This is a genomic window from Arcicella sp. GW458-12-2-14-TSB2, from assembly GCF_059423785.1.
Genome location: NZ_JBWKYN010000073.1, coordinates 1 through 19416, shown reverse-complemented (window position 1 = coordinate 19416; position 19416 = coordinate 1). Strand labels below are relative to the sequence as shown.

Genomic DNA, 19416 nt, shown 5'->3' with positions numbered 1-19416 from the left:
ATGTCCAAAAACATTCTTATATATTTTATTTTTTGTCTGCTAACTATCAAGGCTCAGGCACAAATTGTGTTACCTCGTATTTTGGGACATAACATGGTTTTGCAACAAAATAAACCCTTGACTATCTGGGGAAAAGCTTCTGTCGGAGAAAGAGTAAACGTACAATTTGCAGGACAAGACAAAACAGCTTTTGCTGATGAAAACGGAAAATGGGCAGTGGTATTGAAACCCCTGAAGGCATCAAGTACTCCTGCTGAACTCATTATCACAGGAAAGAATATCATAAAACTTCAAAATATTTTGGTAGGTGAAGTGTGGCTATGTTCGGGGCAATCGAATATGGAATACACCATGCGGAAAAATAGCAAAGTAAAAAGACCAAACATAATAACTGAGAATCCTGTAGATGAACTAGAATTTGCTAAAAACCCTCTCATCCGTATTTTTTTAGTCAATCGTAAAGAATTAATTAAGCCAGATTCATTGCATCGTGGCTGGAGTATTGCGAAAGACTCTGCATTACGTTCATTTTCGGCTGCTGCCTATTTCTTTGCGAAAGAATTGCATAAAAATCTAAATGTGCCAATCGGGATGATTTCTTCGGCTATTCCCGGAAGTAGGATAGAACCTTGGATTGCACAAGAGGCTTTTGAAACATCTCCTTACTTTAAAGGACAAAAAGTAGAAGGTGAACCTGCTAAATTTTTTGAACCGATGATTCGTCCCTTAATTCCTTTTGCAATGAAAGGCTTTTTGTGGTATCAAGGCGAAACGAACTGTTTTTTAACAGAAACGATAGAATACACCCAAAAATTAACAACCTTAATCAATAGTTGGAGGGAATTATGGGGAGATAAAGCAATGCCTTTTAACTATGTTCAAATAGCCCCTCATACTTATTCGGAATCTAAAGGGAAATTTGTGTTAACCAGAGAAACGCTACCTGCATTCAGAGAAGCTCAGACCAATGTTTTAAAAGTTCAAAACACGGGAATGATTATTACCACAGATTTGGTCGATAGTATCAAAGATATTCACCCATCTTATAAATGGGAAATTGGAAGACGCTTAGCGCTAGTCGCTTTGCATAATGACTATGGCATGAAAAATATCGTAGCCTCAGGTCCTGTCTTTAAGAAAATGAAAATTAAGGACGGCATAATTCGTATAGATTTTGAAGAAATAGGAGGGGGCTTAATCAGTAAAGATGGAAAAGCCTTAACTAATTTTCAGATTGCAGGCGAAGATGGAAATTTTGTGGATGCAGACGCAATCATCAAGGATAATAAAGTATTTGTTTCCTCACCAACCATTTCAAAACCAGTAGATGTACGTTTTGCTTGGGATGAAGCTGCTCAACCTAATTTATTTAATCAAGAAGGCTTACCTGCCCGTCCTTTTAGAACAAAGTAATAATGAAGATTACCTTTTTAACCATATTTTTTTGCTTGACCTCTTGGCTTATACAAGCACAAGAAACACAAAAACTGTATTTATCTGGAACAGGAAACGATAAAACCGTTAACTGGGATTTCTTCTGCACAGCAGGAAGAAATTCAGGAAAATGGACGACTATTCCTGTGCCTTCTAACTGGGAATTGCAAGGTTTTGGAAAATACAATTATGGTTTTGCCAAAGATAGTTCAAGAGGAAAAGAAGTGGGGCTTTATAAACATACTTTCAATGTCCCAAATACTTGGAAAGGGAAAAGTATCAACATTGTTTTTGAAGGAGCAATGACTGATACCGAAGTAAAAATCAATGGCAAATCAGCGGGTGCGGTTCATCAAGGTTCTTACTATGCCTTTCGCTATGATATTAGTACGTTGGTAAACGTTGGAACAGAAAATCTTTTGGAAGTAACAGTATCAAAACACTCAGCGAATGCTTCTGTTAATGAAGCGGAAAGAAAAGGTGACTTTTGGATTTTTGGAGGTATTTTTAGACCAGTGTATTTAGAGGCTTTGCCAGTACAACACATCGAAAGAGTAGCGTTGGATGCTGATGCACAAGGAAATTTTAAGGCTAATGTTTACCTGAAAAATGGCATACTTAATCAAACCGTTGCAGCACAAATTTATACGCTTGACGGTAAGAAAGTAAGCTTGCCAATAACAGCGAAAGTAACGAAGGGTGATGGTACTATAGTGTTAAAAACGTTTGTAAATAATCCTCTTGTATGGTCATCAGAAAAACCGAATCGTTACAAGGTAATTGTAAGCTTGCTAAATCAGAACAAGGTTGTTCATGTAGTAGAAAAGAAGTTTGGGTTTCGTTCAGTTTTAGTAAAGCAAAGAGACGGTGTATACGTAAATGGAAAAAAAATTAAGTTTAAAGGAGTAAATCGTCATTCATTTTGGCCTACTTCTGGTAGGACTACTAGCAAAGATATCAGTGTACTGGATGTGAAGCTAATGAAAGACATGAATATGAATGCCGTTAGGATGTCGCATTATCCACCAGATGACCATTTTTTAGATGTTTGTGATTCCTTAGGATTATACGTAATGGATGAATTGGCGGGTTGGCATGGCAATTACGATACTCCCACAGGGACCAAATTATTAAAAGAATTAGTGGCTCATGATGAAAACCACCCTTCTGTAATTTTTTGGATTAATGGTAATGAAGGCGGACATAATTATGAATTAGATGGAATTTTTCCACAAGAAGATATTCAAAAGCGTCCTGTGATTCACGCTTGGGAAGCTTTTGCAGGGTTTGATACCCAGCATTACCGTGAATATAATTATGGAATTGGGAATTATGATAACGGACATAATATCGTAATGCCAACAGAGTTTTTGCATGGAATGTACGATGGTGGTCATGGAGCAGGCTTAGAAGATTACTGGGAAAAAATGTGGGTAAGTCCTTTGTCAGCAGGTGGTTTTCTTTGGGATTTTGTAGATCAAGGAATTGTAAGAACTGACAAAAATGGCATATTGGATACCGACGGTAACCATGCAGCTGATGGAATAGTAGGTCCTTATCGTGAAAAGGAAGGAAGCTATTTTACCATTAAAGAGGTATGGAGTCCCATAAAGTTTGAAGCTAAGGAAATTACACCTGCTTTTGATGGCGTATTGAATATCGAAAATCGCTATTCGTTTTCTAATATCAAAGAATGCACTTTCTCTTGGAAGTTAAAACAATTTGATAATAAAAATCTGATTGAAAAAGCAGGAACTATTGTTTCTCCTAATATTAAGCCATCCGAAAAGGGAAGTATTAAATTATCCCTTCCGAATGATTGGCAAGCTTATGATGTATTGTATGTAACAGCCAAGGATTTTAATAATCAAGAAATTTTTACTTGGAGTTTCAAGATTTCTTTGCCAGAAAAAATAGCTAAAAATATTGTAAAAACTGATGGAAATGAAAAAGCAAAAATTGTAGAAATAGATTCTCTTTATACCATTTCAGTAAAAGACTTAGAAATATCAATTAACAAGTTTACGGGAATCTTGCAGAAAGTTAAAAATAAACAAGGTATCATTCCTTTTAATAATGGACCTATTGTACAAGAAGGGGCTACTAATTTTAGGAACTTCACTTACCAATTTGAAAACGATAACTTAATCCTTACATCTACATTCGATAGAAAAAATAGTTATAATACTTTACAGTGGACAATCTATCCATCTGGTTGGGTAAAAATGAAAGTAAATTATTTCCCAGGTGATTACTTTACTACCTTTTTTGGCGTGAATTTCTCCTTCCCTGAAACGGCAATTAAAGGAGTAGAATATATGGGGAATGGACCTTTCAGAGTATGGAAAAATAGAATAAAGGGAAATAAATTTGGTGTTTGGCAAAAAGAATATAATACCACCGAAACAGGGGAAATCCCATTTGTATATCCAGAATTCAAGGGCTATCATTCAGATATGTATTGGTGCAAGTTTATAGGCAAACAACAAAATTTTACAGTGGTTACTGAAAATGAAGATATTTTCTTCCGTTTGTTCACACCAGCTTTCAAACAAGACCCTTATAAAAATTATCAAATCAATTTTCCAAACGGTGATATTTCTTTTTTACAGGGCATTGCTGGGATTGGTTCAAAAACCAATAAAACGGAAAATTCTGGTCCGATGGGCATGAAAAATATTTATTACGATTACGAAAAAGAACCTGCCAGAGCCAAAGAATTGATTTTATATTTTGACTTTTCGGGAGATAAGTAGAATAATAGCATTGTCTATTGTAAAACAAACCATTAAATGTGCAAATTTGATTGGAAATTCGACAAAAAGTATGATTATTTGTAAATTTTAGAAGCAAAAAGTTACATTTATGATACACAGAAATATATTTCCATCATTATTAGAGCATTTGTCAAAGCCTCAAGCCACAGTAATAACTGGAATGAGAAGGGTTGGAAAGTCAACCGCTTTGAAATATCTATTGACACAAGTACCACATAATAATAAGGTTTATTTGGATTTGGAAAGGGTTGAAAACCGTTATTTGCTCAATCAAACAAATACGAAAGATATTGAAATTGGCTTGGCAATAGAAGGGATTGACCTTTCAAAACCAGCTGTAATTGCACTAGATGAAATTCAGTTGGTAAACCAAAGTACAAGTGTGATAAAATTCCTATATGACACTTATGGTACAAAATTCATTGTTACGGGATCTAGTTCATTCTATTTGAAGAACCATTTTTCAGAAAGTTTGGCTGGCAGAAAGAGAATTTTTGAGATGTATCCTTTGGATTTTGCGGAATTTGTCGCTTTCCAAGGAGAAAGTCCAACACTTCTAAAACAGTTTGCTGAAGCTCCCTTCCATCTTAGTATTTACCTTAAATGGAAGGCATTATATGAAAATTTTCTAAGTTTTGGAGGATTTCCTGAAGTTGTTTTAGCTGAAACCGAAGAGGATAAAAAAGTTTATTTACGAGATGTAATTAATGCCTACATTGAGTTAGACATAAGGTTATTGTCAGATTTTTCGGCATCAGATGACCTTTATCGATTAGTAAGATTATTGGCTGTAAGAACAGGTAGTAGATTAGATTTTAGCAAATTAGGTGCTGTGCTGGGTATAAATCGTGCGAAAGTAAAAGAGTATATAAGTTTGTTGGAACATACATATTTTATAAAATCAGTAGGAGCATTTACGCAAAGTTTGGATAAGGAGTTTTCAAAACAAGAGAAAATATACTTAGCAGATACGGGCTTATTACAAGCATTGGCACAAGTAAGTAGCGGACAAGTTTTTGAAAATGCAATTGCTTTACAGTTAAGTCATCTAGGTTTAATTCAGTATTATCAGAAGAAAACAGGGTTAGAGATAGATTTTATTTTAGAGGGTAAAAAAGCAATAGAAGTAAAAGAAACACCGACGCCACACGACGAACAAATATTAAAAAACAGAGCTAAAAGCTTGGGATTGGACACTTATTATTTAGTTGGACGGCATCAATCTCCTAATGATTTCAAAGATTTTGTTTGGGGAGGAAGTTTAATCAGTCAATAAAACCACAAGATTTATATCAATTGATTATAAAAGAATGAAAATTACAAAACACATCTTCCTTTTTGTCGCTATCGTATTGTTTGCTTCGTTTAGTAAACAAGATGCAAGCATCCAATTGCAAAATTTACGTTGCGAAATGCTAGTAAATCCTGAAGGAATAGATGTAGTAAAGCCTAGATTAAGTTGGGAAATTACGGCTTCACAAAGAAATGTACAGCAAGTTGCTTATCAAATTTTGGTGGCTTCTACTCCCGAAAAACTAGCTGCTAACGAAGGTGATTTATGGAATTCAGGGAAAGTATTATCTGATGAATCTATTCATGTAAAATATGCAGGAATAGCATTAAAGAGCAAGAAAAGATGCTTTTGGAAAATAAAAACTTGGACAAATAAAGGGGAATCTTCTTGGTCTGAAACAGCATTTTGGAGTGTAGGTTTATTAAATTATGTAGATTGGAAAGGGCGATGGATTGGTCTTGACCGTTCTTTTGAATGGGATAATGAAAGCCAATTTGCTAGGCTCTCAGCAAGGTATTTTAGAAAAGAATTTGTAGCCCAAAAAAGTATCAAACAAGCTACTGTTTATATCGTAGGATTAGGACTTTATGAATTATATCTAAATGGGCAAAAAGTGGGTGACCAAGTATTAGCTCCCGTTCCTACAGATTATACCAAAGGAGTAAAATACAATTCTTTTGATGTAACGAAACTGTTACAAGCAGATAAAAATGTTATTGGGACAGTATTGGGAAATGGACGTTTTTATACCATGCGTCAAGATTATAAACCTTATAAAATCAAGACATTTGGATATCCTAAAATGCTATTGAATTTGGATATTGAATATACAGATGGCACAAAGGAAACAATATCAACTGATGAGAGTTGGAAAGTGACTGCCGATGGCCCTATCAGAACAAATAATGAGTATGATGGTGAAGAGTATGATACTACCAAAGAAATGCCTAATTGGAATAGGGTAGGATTTGAAGATAAAAATTGGCTGAAGGCCCAATTAGTACAGGAAGCAGGAGGAATGTTTGAAGCCCAAATGACGGAGAACATGAAAGTAATGGAAACCATCAAACCTGTATCTATCAAAAGCGTGAATGCCAATACTTATATTTTGGACATGGGGCAAAATATGGCAGGTTGGTTAAGAATGCGTGTTAATGGTAAGAAAGGAGATAAGATAGGTCTTCGTTTTGCTGAAACATTGCAGAGCAATGGCGAACTGTTTGTTAGAAATTTAAGAGATGCCAAAGTGAAGGATGTATATACATTAAAAGGTGAAGGTCAAGAAACTTGGGAGCCTTCTTTTGTATATCATGGCTTTAGGTATGTAGAAATAACGGGCTTCCCCACTGTGCCGACTGTCGATAATTTTGATGGAAGAGTTGTTTATGACGACATGGCTACCATTGGAGATTTTGAAACGTCAAATAAAACTATCAACCAAATTTATAAAAATGCCTATTGGGGAATCAGGAGTAACTATAAAGGAATGCCTGTTGACTGTCCACAAAGAAATGAACGCCAACCTTGGTTAGGAGATAGAACAACGGGAGCTTATGGCGAAAGCTTTATTTTTGATAACGTTCGCCTGTATTCAAAGTGGCTGAATGATATTGAGCAAGCACAAAAACCAGATGGCAGTATTCCTGACGTAGCACCAGCATTTTGGCGATATTATGGCGATAATGTTACTTGGCCTGGCACTTACATTACAGTAGCTGATATGTTGTATCATCAGTTTGGGGATCAAGAAACGATAAAAAGTCATTATCCATCTATGAAAAAATGGATAGATTATATGCAAGATAAGTACTTGGTAAATGGATTAATTACAAAAGATAAATATGGTGATTGGTGTGTACCACCTGAGTCTTTGGAATTGATTCATGCTAAAGACCCTGCACGCCAAACAGATGGAGAGTTATTGGCTTCGGCAACTTATGTAAAGTTGTTGGACGTAATGCAAAATTTTGCTCGCTTACTCCACAAATCTGAAGATATTAAAGCCTTTGAGCAAAGCAAGCAAGCAATTATCAAGGCATTTAACAAGAAATTTTTAGATAGTAAAAAAGGGCAATATAGTAATGGAACAGTTACGGCAAACCTTTTGCCTTTGATGTACAATATGATTCCCGCTAATGAAAAGGCAAAAGTTTGGAAGAGTATTGTTGAAAAAGTTTTAGTCGAAAACAAAGGGCATATCAGTACGGGCGTTATTGGTACACAATGGTTAATGCGTGGATTAAGCGAGAATGGACGTCCAGATATAGCCTATACAATAGCTTCTAATCGCGATTATCCAAGCTGGGGATATATGGCAGAAAATGGTGCTACTACTATTTGGGAACTTTGGAATGGAGATAAAGCAAACCCAGAAATGAATTCTGGAAACCATGTGATGTTATTAGGGGATTTGATTATCTGGTACTATGAAAATGTAGCAGGAATTAAATCTTCCAAAGAATCAGTTGCTTTCAAGAGAATTGTGATGAAACCTGAAATGATTGCAGGATTAACTTCTGCCAAGGCTTCCTATCATTCTATGTACGGCACTATCCAATCTGATTGGAAAAAAGAGGGAAATAAATTTCAATGGAATATCAGTGTTCCTGTGAACACTAAATCTTTAGTTTATCTGCCTGCTAATTCACTTAATCAAGTTACAGAAAGTGGGAAAGCAATCGCATCAGTAGAAGGAGTAAAGTTTGTAAAAGCAGTGGGCAATAAATTGATTCTGGAAGTAAGTTCTGGCAATTATTCATTCAATGTTAATTAATTGTGTTGATAACAGGCATTAAAAATATTAAAATTCAATACGCATTATCATGTTAAGAAAAAGCTTATTTACGGTATTAATGGCAGTTTGTGTGTTTTTCAGCATGCAAACGAATGCTCAAAAATGGAAGTCAGGAATATTATTAGATGAGTTTGTCGTAGAAAACCCTCCGTTTCCTGAAAGCCATGCAGCAACCATTGCCGAAACGCCTAAAGGATTAGTCTCAGCATGGTTTGGTGGTACTAAAGAGCGAAACCCTGATGTATGTATTTGGGTAAGCAGAAATGTAAATGGCAAATGGTTAGCGCCTCAAAATGTGGCTAATGGTATTGTGAATGATACCCTACGCTATGCGTGCTGGAATCCAGTATTATATCAAATCCCCAATGGCGATTTAATGCTTTTTTATAAAATTGGTCCTAGTCCTGCAAAATGGAAAGGGTGGTTAAAAACATCTTCAGATAATGGTATTACTTGGTCAGCAGCAAGAGCTTTACCAGAAAATTATATCGGACCTGTTAAAAATAAACCAGTGTTATTAAGCAATGGCAATTTGTTTTGTCCAACTAGTACAGAAGGCTCAGGATGGAAACTTCATTTTGAGGTAACGCCAGATTTTGGGAAGACATGGAGAATCGTTGGGCCAATCAGTGATGGAAAAACGTTAAATGCTATTCAGCCAAGCATATTGGATTATGGCAAAGGTAAATTACAAATTTTAGCAAGAAGTAGAGACAGAGCAATTATTGAATCGTGGTCTTATGATAACGGTGAAACTTGGACGCCATTAGCAAAAGCAGCTTTACCCAATAATAATTCAGGAACAGATGCCGTGACTTTGAAAGACGGTCGTCATTTATTAGTGTATAATCATGTGTTACCTCCGGGGGATTTAGCCAAAGGACCTCGAACGCCCTTGAATGTATCATTAACCAAAGATGGCAAGCAATGGTATGCAGCGTTGATTATAGAAGATTCACCGATTAGTCAATATTCATATCCTTCTATTATTCAAACGTCGGATGGTTTGGTGCATGTGATTTATACTTGGCGACGCAAGAAAATAAAACACGCTGTAATTGACCCTTCAAAATTGAAATTGAAGAAAATCAAGAATGGAGAATGGCCACAACTAAAAGGATACGAAGCACCAAAAGGAGGAGAAATTACTAAAGACTAATCTCATGAAATATCTAAAAACACTCTGTTTACTCTGTTTGACTTACTTTTCTTTAGCTCAAACGGCTGATAATTCTTTCAGAAAACCATTGAAAGATGTGATTGCTCAGATTGAAATTCGTTTCAAAGTAAAAATCCGTTATCCCGAAGAGTTGGTAAAAGACAAATGGGTGACGTATGCAGATTGGCGTTTCAGACCAGATTTTGAGAAAACGATGAACAATGTATTGTCGTCGCAAGATATTACGTTTGCCAAAGAAGGTGAAAAAAAATATAAACTTCAAAGCTATCAGTATCATCTTAAAACACCTGAGGAAGGTGAACAGCAATTAGCCTATTTATCTACTTTGTATAATGATGAAGCAAGTTGGGAAAAACGCAAAGAAGAATTAAAAGCTTGTATGTGGGATGCGTTGAAACTTTCGCCATTGCCAGCTAAGCCAGATAGTAAGATAATCACTAGCAATAAGCGAAAAATGGATGGCTATACCATAGAGAACGTGGCGATAGAAACACTTCCTGGGGTTTATGTGTGTGGTTCATTGTATATGCCTATAGAAAGTAAAGGAAAAATACCCGTGATTTTAAACCCAGATGGTCATTTCGGAGATGGTCGTTATCGAGCAGATTGCCAATATCGTTGTGCTATGCAGGCTAAAATAGGGGCTATTGCTTTCAGTTATGACCTTTTTGCTTGGGGAGAATCTACGTTACAATTCAAATCAGAGTTTCATCGAAAAAGCCTTGCGATGTCGGTACAGGCATTAAATAGCATTAGAATTTTAGACTGGTTGCTGTCTTTCAGCAATGCCGATGCTAGTCGTGTAGCGATTACTGGTGGTTCTGGTGGGGGTAGCCAAACGATGTTGATTACAGCTTTAGATGATAGAATTACGTTAAGTGTACCCGTTGTAATGTTATCGTCTTATCATAGCGGGGGTTGTCCTTGCGAAAGTGGAATGGGGGTACATTTATGCGGAAACGGCACAAATAATGTAGAAATAGCCTCAATGGCGGCACCAAGACCACAGTTAATTTTATCTGATGGCAAAGACTGGACACAGCATGTGCCTGAAACAGAATTTCCTTTTCTACAAAAAATATATGGGTTTTATGGCGAAAAAGATGCGGTAAAAAATGTGCATTTTCCAACCGAAGGGCATGACTATGGAAAAAGTAAACGCATGGCACTGTATGATTTTTTAGCCAAAAATTTCCAGTTAGATTTGAAAAAGTTGAAAGATAAAACTGGAAATGTTGACGAATCGAAGGTGACAATTGAGCCGTTTCCAGCTATGTATGTTTTCGGGGAAAAGGGCGAAAATCTTCCTAAAAATGCAATAAAGAGTTTTGAAATATTAGAGAAAATGTTTGAAGAGGCTCCTAAAAATTAGATAAATGAGAAAGCTAACGATAGCATTTTTTGTAACGAGCATCGCAATTTTATGCTCGTTGCCATTGAAGAGTATTGCCCAAACAAATCATCAATATAAAATTGGGCTAATTGATTTAATGCTTTTAAAGAGACAAAAACTCGGAGCATTAACACTGACGAAAGAAATTGGAGCAGACGGCGTAGAAATTGATATGGGTGGATTAGGCAAACGCCCAACATTTGATAATCAGTTAGCTAACGACTCTATCAGAAATGTTTTTTTGACAAAAGCCAAAGAATTGAATATTGAGATGTTCTCATTAGCGATGACTGGCTATTATGCTCAATCCTTTTGTGGACGAGAAGAATACAAAAAATCAATTGAGGATTGTATTACTACAATGAAATTGATGAATATCAAAGTAGCATTCCTACCATTAGGCGTTCAGTGTGATTTAAAAAAAGACCCCGCAGTCAGAGATTCAGTAGTTACTAGACTAAAAGTAGCGGGCGAAATGGCTAAAAAAGCTGGCGTGGTGATTGGTATAGAAACAGCCTTGAGTGCTACAGAAGAAGTAAAGCTACTGAAAGAGATTAATTCTGAAGGCATTAAAATATATTTCAATTTTTCTAATCCATTAAAAGAAGGTCGCGATTTATATAAAGAATTGAAAATATTGGGTAAAAATAACATCTGTATGATTCACTGTACCAATAAAGATGGTGTATGGCTACAGAATGACCCTGAAATAGACATGAAGAAAATAAAAGCTACCCTCGATAAAATGAAATGGAGGGGCTGGCTAGTAATAGAGCGCTCGAGAGATGCGAATAAGCCTAGAGATGTAAAAGGAAATTTTGGGGCTAATACAACATTCTTGAAAACAGTTTTTCAAAACTAAATGATGAAATATTTTTTTATAGTTTTCTCTTTTTTAATCATTGTTTTTTCACCAAATAGTCAGGCGCAAACGGATATTTGGGTGTCTCCTGATGGACTTGATGTAAATATTGGTAGTCAAGATAAGCCCTTGCAAACAGTAGCGATGGCTATTCGTAAAGTACGTGAAATACGCAGGCTATCAGATGGAAGCTTGGCTAAGTCCATACATATTTATTTGCGTAAAGGGAACTATCAATTATACGAGCCAATCGTAATTCGTCCAGAAGATACAGGAACAGCCATTAGTCCCACTATTATCGAAGCAGCACCTAACGAAAAGCCCATCATTAGCGGCGGTATTAGCATAACAGGCTGGACAAAATTAAAAGGGAGTCTTGCTGGGTTACCCAAAGAAGCTGTAGGGAAAGTTTGGGTAGCGGACGCTCCAAAAGTGGGAGGAGATTTGTTAAAATTCAGACAGTTGTGGGTGAATAACCAAAAAGCTGTTCGTGCTAAAGATACGCCTTATCCAACAATGAATCGTATTTTATCTTGGAATAAGAAAGAAGAAACCTGTTGGATTCCTGCACCAAAATTTGGGGATTTATCAAAGGTGAATGGCATGGAAATGTTTATTCATCAATGGTGGGCAATCGCTAGTTTGCGCATCAAAAAAATGGAAATACAAGGCGACAGTGCTAAGCTTTCATTTTTTCAGCCAGAAAGTCGCATACAGTCAGAACACCCTTGGCCAGCACCTTGGATTTCAAAAGAAACAGGAAATTCAGCTTTTTATCTAAGCAATGCCCTCCAATTTTTGAATCAAGAAGGTGAATGGTTTTTGGATAGCAAGGCCGAGAAAGTTTATTATATACCCCGTGCCAATGAGGTGATGGATAAGGCAACAATAGTAGCGTCGTCATTAGAAACCTTGCTTAAAATAGAAGGAACAATTGATAATCCTGTTGCGTATGTTTTTTTTAAAAACATCGCTTTTAACCATAGTGCATGGGTACGTCCTTCTCAACAAGGCCATGTTCCTCATCAAGCGGGTTTATATATGTTAGATGCTTATAAATTAAAAATACCAGGCACACCTGATAAAAAAACGTTAGAGAATCAAGCTTGGGTTGGTCGACCAAAAGCGGCCGTTGAAGTTTCTTATGCCCATCATACAGGCTTTGAAGCTTGCCGTTTTGAACATTTAGCTTCCACAGGACTCGACTATCATAAAGGTGTTCATGACAATATAATTAAAGGAAATCTTTTTAAAGATATAGGTGGCACAGGAATTCAAGCTGGCGTATATGCAGATGAAGCTACCGAAATACACTTACCTTATAATCCTTCTGATGAAAGAGAAGTATGCAGCAATTTATTGATTAGTAATAATTTAATTACTGATGTTACGAATGAAGATTGGGGTTGTGTTGGGATAGGAGTGGGGTATGTAAAGGGCATCAACATAGAGCACAACGAAATTTCGGATGTGTCTTATTCAGGCATTAGCATGGGTTGGGGATGGACGAAGACCATCAATGTGATGAAGAATAATAAAATTACGGCTAACAAAATACATCATTATGCCAAACACATGTATGATGTAGCAGCCATTTATACATTATCCGCTCAACCTGGTTCAGTTATCTCAGAAAACTATGTCGATAGCATTTACAAAGCCCCTTATGCTCATATTCCAAACCATTGGTTTTATTTATATACAGACGAAGGGTCATCTTATTTTACGATTAAAGATAATTGGACTCCCTCTGAAAAATTCTTACAAAATGCCAATGGACCAGGGAATACTTGGCAAAACAATGGACCGAAAGTTCCAGATAGTATTAAGGTTAAAGCAGGTATTCAGTCGGAATACAGCTATCTGCTAAATGATAAAAATCTGGCAGATAAGTATTGGGCTATCAATATAGAAAAGCCTGTTATCATAGAATTGATTACTGAAAATGGAAAGACGGTAGACAGGAAAAAATTAGATGAGATTCTTGTAAAAAGTAAAGTATCACAAGAAGCATTGTTTCAATGGGAAAACCACTTAGTGATTTTTGATAAAGTACAGGATGTGTATTTGCTTCGAGAAAGACTAAAAAATGCTTTTCCTCAAGTTCAAATCAAGACTTATGACGATTTGTTTTACGAGTTCAATCAAGAAATGTGTAAGAATGGAAAACAGGCTAAAGAGTGGTCGCATACTATATTAACAGCCAATTTAGTCGCTGATACTACCTTACAAAAAGAATATTTGGCTCATCATGCTACACAATTTGCTAAATGGCCAGAAGTAGCCCAAGGCTTTTGCAATGCCGATTTTCAACAATTACTACTGTATAAAAATGGCAGACAATTGATGTTAGTGATTAGTATTCCTAAAGGTGAAAATTTAGATAAGCTCAATCCAAAAACCATTGAGAATAACCCAAGAGTAGTAGAATGGAATACCTTGATGAAAAAATATCAAGAAGGAATTGTAGGGACTAAAAAGGATGAAACATGGGTTTTTCTGAAACCTGCTGGAAATTAATAAAGAAGAATTCAAGGGTTAATAAATAGGAATAAAAATGTTGAAAATAGCAATTTTAGGTTTAGGAGAAGGTCGAAGTACCATGTCGGCAGCATTGGCTAGCAAGAAATTAGCATTAGTTAAAGTATGCGACCGTAATATTGATTTATGCAAGCAAAGAGCGAAGGAGTTCGACTTTCATCATTATACTACAGAATACCAAGATTTATTAGATGATAAAAGCATTGACATCATCGCGATTTATACGCCTGATAAATTCCATGCAGAGCATACCAAGCAAGCATTATTACATGGTAAGCACGTAGTTTGTACTAAACCTTTTATTGACGATTTATCAAAGGCTAAAGAATTAATTGAGCTTTCAGAAAGTACAGGCAAAAAGGTTTTTGTCGGACAAAGTTCTCGTTTTTTTGAACCAATGAAAAAACAAAGGGCAGACTTTGAGGCAGGGCTTATCGGAGAATTAATCACCATTGAAGGTTATTACCATGCTGACCACAGATGGTTTCTGGATAAAGGATGGTCGTTAGAGAATGCTTTTAAATGGCTTTATGGAGGCTTGAGCCATCCAGTAGATTTTATTAGATGGTATTTGCCGAATATTGAAGAAGTAATGGGTTATGGTATGTTGAGTTCAAATGGCATAAAAGGAGGGCTGAAAAATGCTGATACCATGCACTTTATTTTTAAAGCGACTGATGGACGAATAGCCAGAGTAAGTGGTGCTTATACAGGGCCTGTTCAACCTGTGGTTCGTGATAGTGAAATGAGCTGTATCCTAAGAGGGACAGAAGGTTGTAGTCAAGCTGATTATATGGATTTACGCTATGCCGTTACTACCAACACAGGAGAAGAAAGAGTTCAAACTTGGGAACATAAGCTTAAACATTACTTCCGTTTTGAGGGTAAAAGCCACCATGCTGGTGAATACCAAAACTATTTAGAATACTTTGCTGATTGTTTAGAAAGTGGTGAAACTGCCTATCCAAACATCAAAGAAGGTATCGGAACGGTGGCATTATTGCAGGCAATGGATAAGTCTTTACAGACGGGTGCACCTGTGAAAATTGCTGACGTTTTGGCAACTCATCATCTTAGTGCAGACATTTTAAATAACTTTAGATGATGGGAAACATCGTAGAACGCCTAACCTTTTTAGATTATAGTATTGTGGTAGCCTATCTGGTTATCTTAATAGTAATTGGTTACAGAGCAAGTTTTTCAGACAAAACAAACAAGGATGAAACCCTATTTCTGGCTAATAAATCGTTAGGCTGGTCGAGTATTGGTTTTAATATGTGGGGTACTAACGTGGGGCCTTCTATGCTACTTGCCTTTGCGAGTATAGGTTATAGCACGGGTATTGTAGCCGTTAATTTTGATTGGTACGCATTTGTCTTTTTGTTTTTGCTTGCTATCGTTTTTGCCCCTAAATACCTTGCAGCGAATGTAAGTACCATGCCCGAATTTATGGGTAAACGTTATGGCGATTCTACTCAAACTATTTTGGCTTGGTATGCCTTAATCAAAATATTAATCTCTTGGTTATCGCTTGGGTTATTTGCAGGAGGCTTTTTAGTGAGACAAATTTTGGGAATACCTATGTGGCAATCTGTCATTGTCTTGGTTTTATTTGCGGGCTTATTTGCCTTTGCAGGTGGACTAAAGGCCATTGCAAAAGTAAATGTATTCCAAATGATTTTATTGATTGCAGTGTCCCTGACACTTACCATATTAGGTGTTATTAAAGTAGGAGGTATTTCGGAGGTTTATCATAAAGTACCTGCTCATTATTGGACTTTGATACATCCTGCTAGCGATACAAAATATCCTTGGTATGCTATTTTATTGGGCTATCCTGTCGCAGCTGTAGCTTTTTTCTGTACAGACCAAGCAATGGTACAGTCGGTATTGGGGGCTAAAAATTTAGAGCAAGGTCAATTAGGTGTAAACTTTATCGCTTGGTTAAAAATACTGTCTTTGCCTTTATTTATTCTAACCGGAATTTTATGTTATATCCTTTTCCCTAATTTAAAAGACCCCTCAGAAGCATATATGACAATGGTTACAAACCTTTTCCCTCCGGGAATGAACGGTTTAGTAATTGTTGTTTTAATCGCTGTACTTGTTGGTACAATAGGTTCTTCTTTAAATTCCTTGAGTACCGTTTTTACAATGGATGTTTATTTAAAGAAAATAAATCCTCAAGCGACCAATCAGGAAATTATTAAAGTAGGACGATACACTGTTATTGCAGGTTGTATTTTTGCCATTATGATGGCGTTGGCAATTGATAGCATCAAAGGGTTAAATTTATTTGATGTCTTTCAATCAGTCTTAGGCTTTATAGCTCCACCTTTAGCTGTTGTATTTTTACTGACTGTTTTCTGGAAAAGAACTACCAAGAAAGCCGTAAACTTTACGCTTTCAGCAGGTTCGATAGTGAGTTTGGGAGTAGGAGTCATGTATTTATGGGTTTTCACTCCCGACAAATACCCTATTTGGCCACACTATCTTTTGCTTTCATTCTTGATTTTTGCTTTTCTTTTTGTGTTAGCTGTCATTATATCATTGTTAGATAATGAGCCGACGGTTTATCTGGCAACTTTTGAAGAAAAAAATAATATAGAAAAGCCAACAAAAAAAGTATGGATTTCATGGCTTTTGCTAACGATTGTAATGATTGCCCTTTACCTCTTTTTTAACTAATGAACTTTTAATCTAATCATATTGATATGCTTTCCACAAAAATCTCTTTGAAAACGAAATTACTGGCTATCCTGACTTTTTTGTCTTTTTGTTCGCCTGTATTGGCACAGAACCAAGCTACTTGGATTTGGTATCCAGGAGATTTTGAGGTGTGGCTCAGCAACAAAATGCAAAATAGAAGAACTGAACGTGGTTCTTTTTTTCCTCCATTTTGGAAATTAGATAGTCACTATAACTTGGTTGATTTTCATAAAGATTTTGATTTGCCTGCTTCTGAAGAAGTATCCCTTTTTGTAGAAGGTCAGTTTAATGTGAAGATAGATGGAAAAGCAATCAGCGGATTCCCTAAAAAAATCACAGTACCCGCAGGAAAGCATAAGGTGAGTTTAAAAGTATTTTGCCAAGACCGTGTACCAGCCATTTTTGTACAAGGTAAAAGAGTGGTATCGGATGCTTCGTGGTTAGTAACCTTTGAAGACAAAGAATGGATTGATGAAACAGGAAAAGCCTCTGACCAATCTGGAACTAAATGGCTAAATGCAGGATTTTGGAATTTTAATTCAGGACAAGTACCTCCTTCTAAATTTAAATTAGAAACGAAGGTTCAGCATGCGGTAAAAGTTGAGAAGAAATCACAAAGCCTTTTAGCTGATTTTGGGAAAGAGACTTTTGGATTTATCAAATTACATGGTTTAAAAGGAAAAGGTAAAATCAGGATTTATTACGGAGAGTCTAAAGAGGAAGCCTTAGCTACAGAAACCTGCGAGACATTAGATGATATTGACGTAAGTCAGACTAAGAAAAGTAATATGACTATGGAGCTTTCAAAGGCTTTTCGGTTTGCCAATATAAAATTTGATGCCACGGTTTCACTCGATTCTGTATCGATGTTGTATGAATATTTACCCGTAGCCGACCGTGGTGGATTCCGTTGTTCAGATGAACAAATTAATAAAATCTACGATGTTTCAAATTATACTTTTCATTTGAATACCCGTGAGTTCTTTATTGACGGTATCAAGCGTGACCGCTGGATTTGGTCGGGAGATGCTTATCAGAGTTATTTGATGAACTACTATTTATTGTTTGATTCTCCATCTGTAACACGTACTTTGTTGGCTCTTAGAGGGAAAGACCCTGTTACTAGTCATGTAAATACCATCATGGATTATACTTTTTATTGGTTTATCGGTATCAACGACTATTATCAATATACGGGTGATAAAACATTTATTCAGCAGTTTTATCCAAGAATGCAAAGTTTGATGGATTACTGTTTATCTAGACGAAATAAAAACGGGATGATGGAAGGCTTGACGGGCGATTGGGTTTTTATTGACTGGGCAGATGGTTTAAGTAAAAAAGGAGAAATAAGTTTTGAACAATTGCTTTTGGCTAGAAGTCTGGAAACAATGGCAACATGTGCCAGTATTGTAAATGATACTGAAGGAGCAAAGAAGTATAATCAGTTAGCGACTGACTTGAAAGCGAAACTTTTCTCAAATTATTGGAATGATGAAAAGCATGCTTTAGTACATAGCCGAGTAGAAGGAAAACAGACTGATAACGTGACTCGATATGCCAATATGTTTGCGATTTTCTTTAATTATTTAGATGAAGCCAAAAAGCAAGACGTCAAAAAACATGTGTTGTTGAACGACAAAATTCAGAAAATTACCACACCGTATATGCGTTTTTATGAATTAGAAGCACTTTGTGCCTTGGGTGAACAAAGCTATGTATTGAAAGAAATGAAAGACTATTGGGGTGGCATGTTGAATTTAGGAGCAACTTCCTTCTGGGAAGAATATAACCCTAACAAGAAAGGCGACGAACATTATGCCATGTATGGTCGTCCATTCGGAAAAAGCCTTTGTCATGCATGGGGAGCAAGTCCTATTTATTTGTTAGGTAAATATTTCTTAGGCGTAAAGCCTACCTCTGCGGGTTATCAGACTTATTTAGTCGAACCACAATTAGGAGGGTTGCAATGGATGGAAGGTGCTGTGCCGACACCTGATGGCGATGTAAAGGTGTATTGCAGTACGAAACAAATCAAAATAAAAGGAGCTGGAGGAACTGGTACTTTACGTTTTAAAAGTCAAATAAAACCAACTTGTCAGGAAGGAACAATCAAAGCGTTAGCAAACGATATGTATGAATTAACACTTGAAAAAGGTAAATCATACGAAGTGACTTATGGGTTATAATATTTAGGAGTATTAATTAAAAACGGGCGTTTTATCGTCCGTTTTTTTATTTATCTCGACAAAAACAACAAAGAAGCGTATATTAAATAAAGAATCCTTATTAATAAAACGAAAGTTAGTTTTGTTGTAAATTTTCACCTCACCCAAACATTATTTAGATAAGATAAAATTGTATAATAGTTAGGAAAAATGATAGAAAAAAATGCCTGGCTTTAACAATAAATTTGTATCATTATTTTAGAC

11 protein-coding genes are annotated in these 19416 nt (G+C 36.2%); all 11 read left to right on the top strand.

Translation table 11 applies throughout. The features are described 5' to 3' along the window. On the top strand, positions 1-1413 hold the full coding sequence (locus AC07XN_RS12165) for a sialate O-acetylesterase (RefSeq protein ID WP_494743286.1): 1413 nt from the start codon (positions 1-3) through the stop codon (positions 1411-1413). Positions 1414-1415: 2 nt separating this feature from the next. Next, a complete protein-coding gene (locus AC07XN_RS12160; protein WP_494743285.1) occupies positions 1416-4190 on the top strand; it encodes a glycoside hydrolase family 2 TIM barrel-domain containing protein in 2775 nt (924 codons plus the stop codon). 109 nt (positions 4191-4299) lie between these two features. Further along, a complete protein-coding gene (locus AC07XN_RS12155; protein ID WP_494743284.1) occupies positions 4300-5487 on the top strand; it encodes an ATP-binding protein in 1188 nt (395 codons plus the stop codon). Positions 5488-5521: 34 nt separating this feature from the next. Continuing rightward, a complete protein-coding gene (locus tag AC07XN_RS12150) occupies positions 5522-8278 on the top strand; it encodes an alpha-L-rhamnosidase (RefSeq protein WP_494743283.1) in 2757 nt (918 codons plus the stop codon). A 49-nt stretch (positions 8279-8327) separates the two neighbouring features. Then, the gene (locus AC07XN_RS12145) at positions 8328-9458 is read left to right on the top strand and encodes a sialidase family protein (RefSeq protein WP_494743282.1); all 1131 of its coding nucleotides are present in this window, start codon (positions 8328-8330) and stop codon (positions 9456-9458) included. Positions 9459-9462: 4 nt separating this feature from the next. Continuing rightward, positions 9463-10851: an acetylxylan esterase gene (locus tag AC07XN_RS12140; RefSeq protein WP_494743281.1), complete on the top strand. Its 1389-nt coding sequence runs from the start codon at positions 9463-9465 to the stop codon at positions 10849-10851. A gap of 4 nt (positions 10852-10855) precedes the next feature. After that, on the top strand, positions 10856-11734 hold the full coding sequence (locus AC07XN_RS12135) for a sugar phosphate isomerase/epimerase family protein (RefSeq protein ID WP_494743280.1): 879 nt from the start codon (positions 10856-10858) through the stop codon (positions 11732-11734). Then, complete coding sequence (locus AC07XN_RS12130) at positions 11735-14254, top strand: L-rhamnose mutarotase (RefSeq protein ID WP_494743279.1); 2520 nt, start codon at positions 11735-11737, stop codon at positions 14252-14254. Positions 14255-14291: 37 nt separating this feature from the next. Then, on the top strand, positions 14292-15380 hold the full coding sequence (locus tag AC07XN_RS12125; protein WP_494743278.1) for a Gfo/Idh/MocA family protein: 1089 nt from the start codon (positions 14292-14294) through the stop codon (positions 15378-15380). Continuing rightward, entirely contained in the window at positions 15377-16963 is a 1587-nt protein-coding gene (locus AC07XN_RS12120) for a sodium:solute symporter family transporter (protein ID WP_494743277.1), read from the top strand. Before AC07XN_RS12125 ends, AC07XN_RS12120 begins: the two co-directional genes overlap by 4 nt. 26 nt (positions 16964-16989) lie before the next feature. Then, positions 16990-19173 (top strand): alpha-L-rhamnosidase-related protein, encoded by a 2184-nt coding sequence (locus AC07XN_RS12115; RefSeq protein WP_494743276.1) that lies wholly within the window; start codon positions 16990-16992, stop codon positions 19171-19173. Positions 19174-19416: the final 243 nt, after the last annotated feature.

Bases quoted from the DNA above. Each gene is read 5' to 3' on its own strand.
- AC07XN_RS12165 (WP_494743286.1), top strand. From the start codon at position 1: ATGTCCAAAAACATTCTTATATATTTTATTTTTTGTCTGCTAACTATC.
- AC07XN_RS12160 (WP_494743285.1), top strand. From the start codon at position 1,416: ATGAAGATTACCTTTTTAACCATATTTTTTTGCTTGACCTCTTGGCTT.
- AC07XN_RS12155 (WP_494743284.1), top strand. From the start codon at position 4,300: ATGATACACAGAAATATATTTCCATCATTATTAGAGCATTTGTCAAAG.
- AC07XN_RS12150 (WP_494743283.1), top strand. From the start codon at position 5,522: ATGAAAATTACAAAACACATCTTCCTTTTTGTCGCTATCGTATTGTTT.
- AC07XN_RS12145 (WP_494743282.1), top strand. From the start codon at position 8,328: ATGTTAAGAAAAAGCTTATTTACGGTATTAATGGCAGTTTGTGTGTTT.
- AC07XN_RS12140 (WP_494743281.1), top strand. From the start codon at position 9,463: ATGAAATATCTAAAAACACTCTGTTTACTCTGTTTGACTTACTTTTCT.
- AC07XN_RS12135 (WP_494743280.1), top strand. From the start codon at position 10,856: ATGAGAAAGCTAACGATAGCATTTTTTGTAACGAGCATCGCAATTTTA.
- AC07XN_RS12130 (WP_494743279.1), top strand. From the start codon at position 11,735: ATGATGAAATATTTTTTTATAGTTTTCTCTTTTTTAATCATTGTTTTT.
- AC07XN_RS12125 (WP_494743278.1), top strand. From the start codon at position 14,292: ATGTTGAAAATAGCAATTTTAGGTTTAGGAGAAGGTCGAAGTACCATG.
- AC07XN_RS12120 (WP_494743277.1), top strand. From the start codon at position 15,377: ATGATGGGAAACATCGTAGAACGCCTAACCTTTTTAGATTATAGTATT.
- AC07XN_RS12115 (WP_494743276.1), top strand. From the start codon at position 16,990: ATGCTTTCCACAAAAATCTCTTTGAAAACGAAATTACTGGCTATCCTG.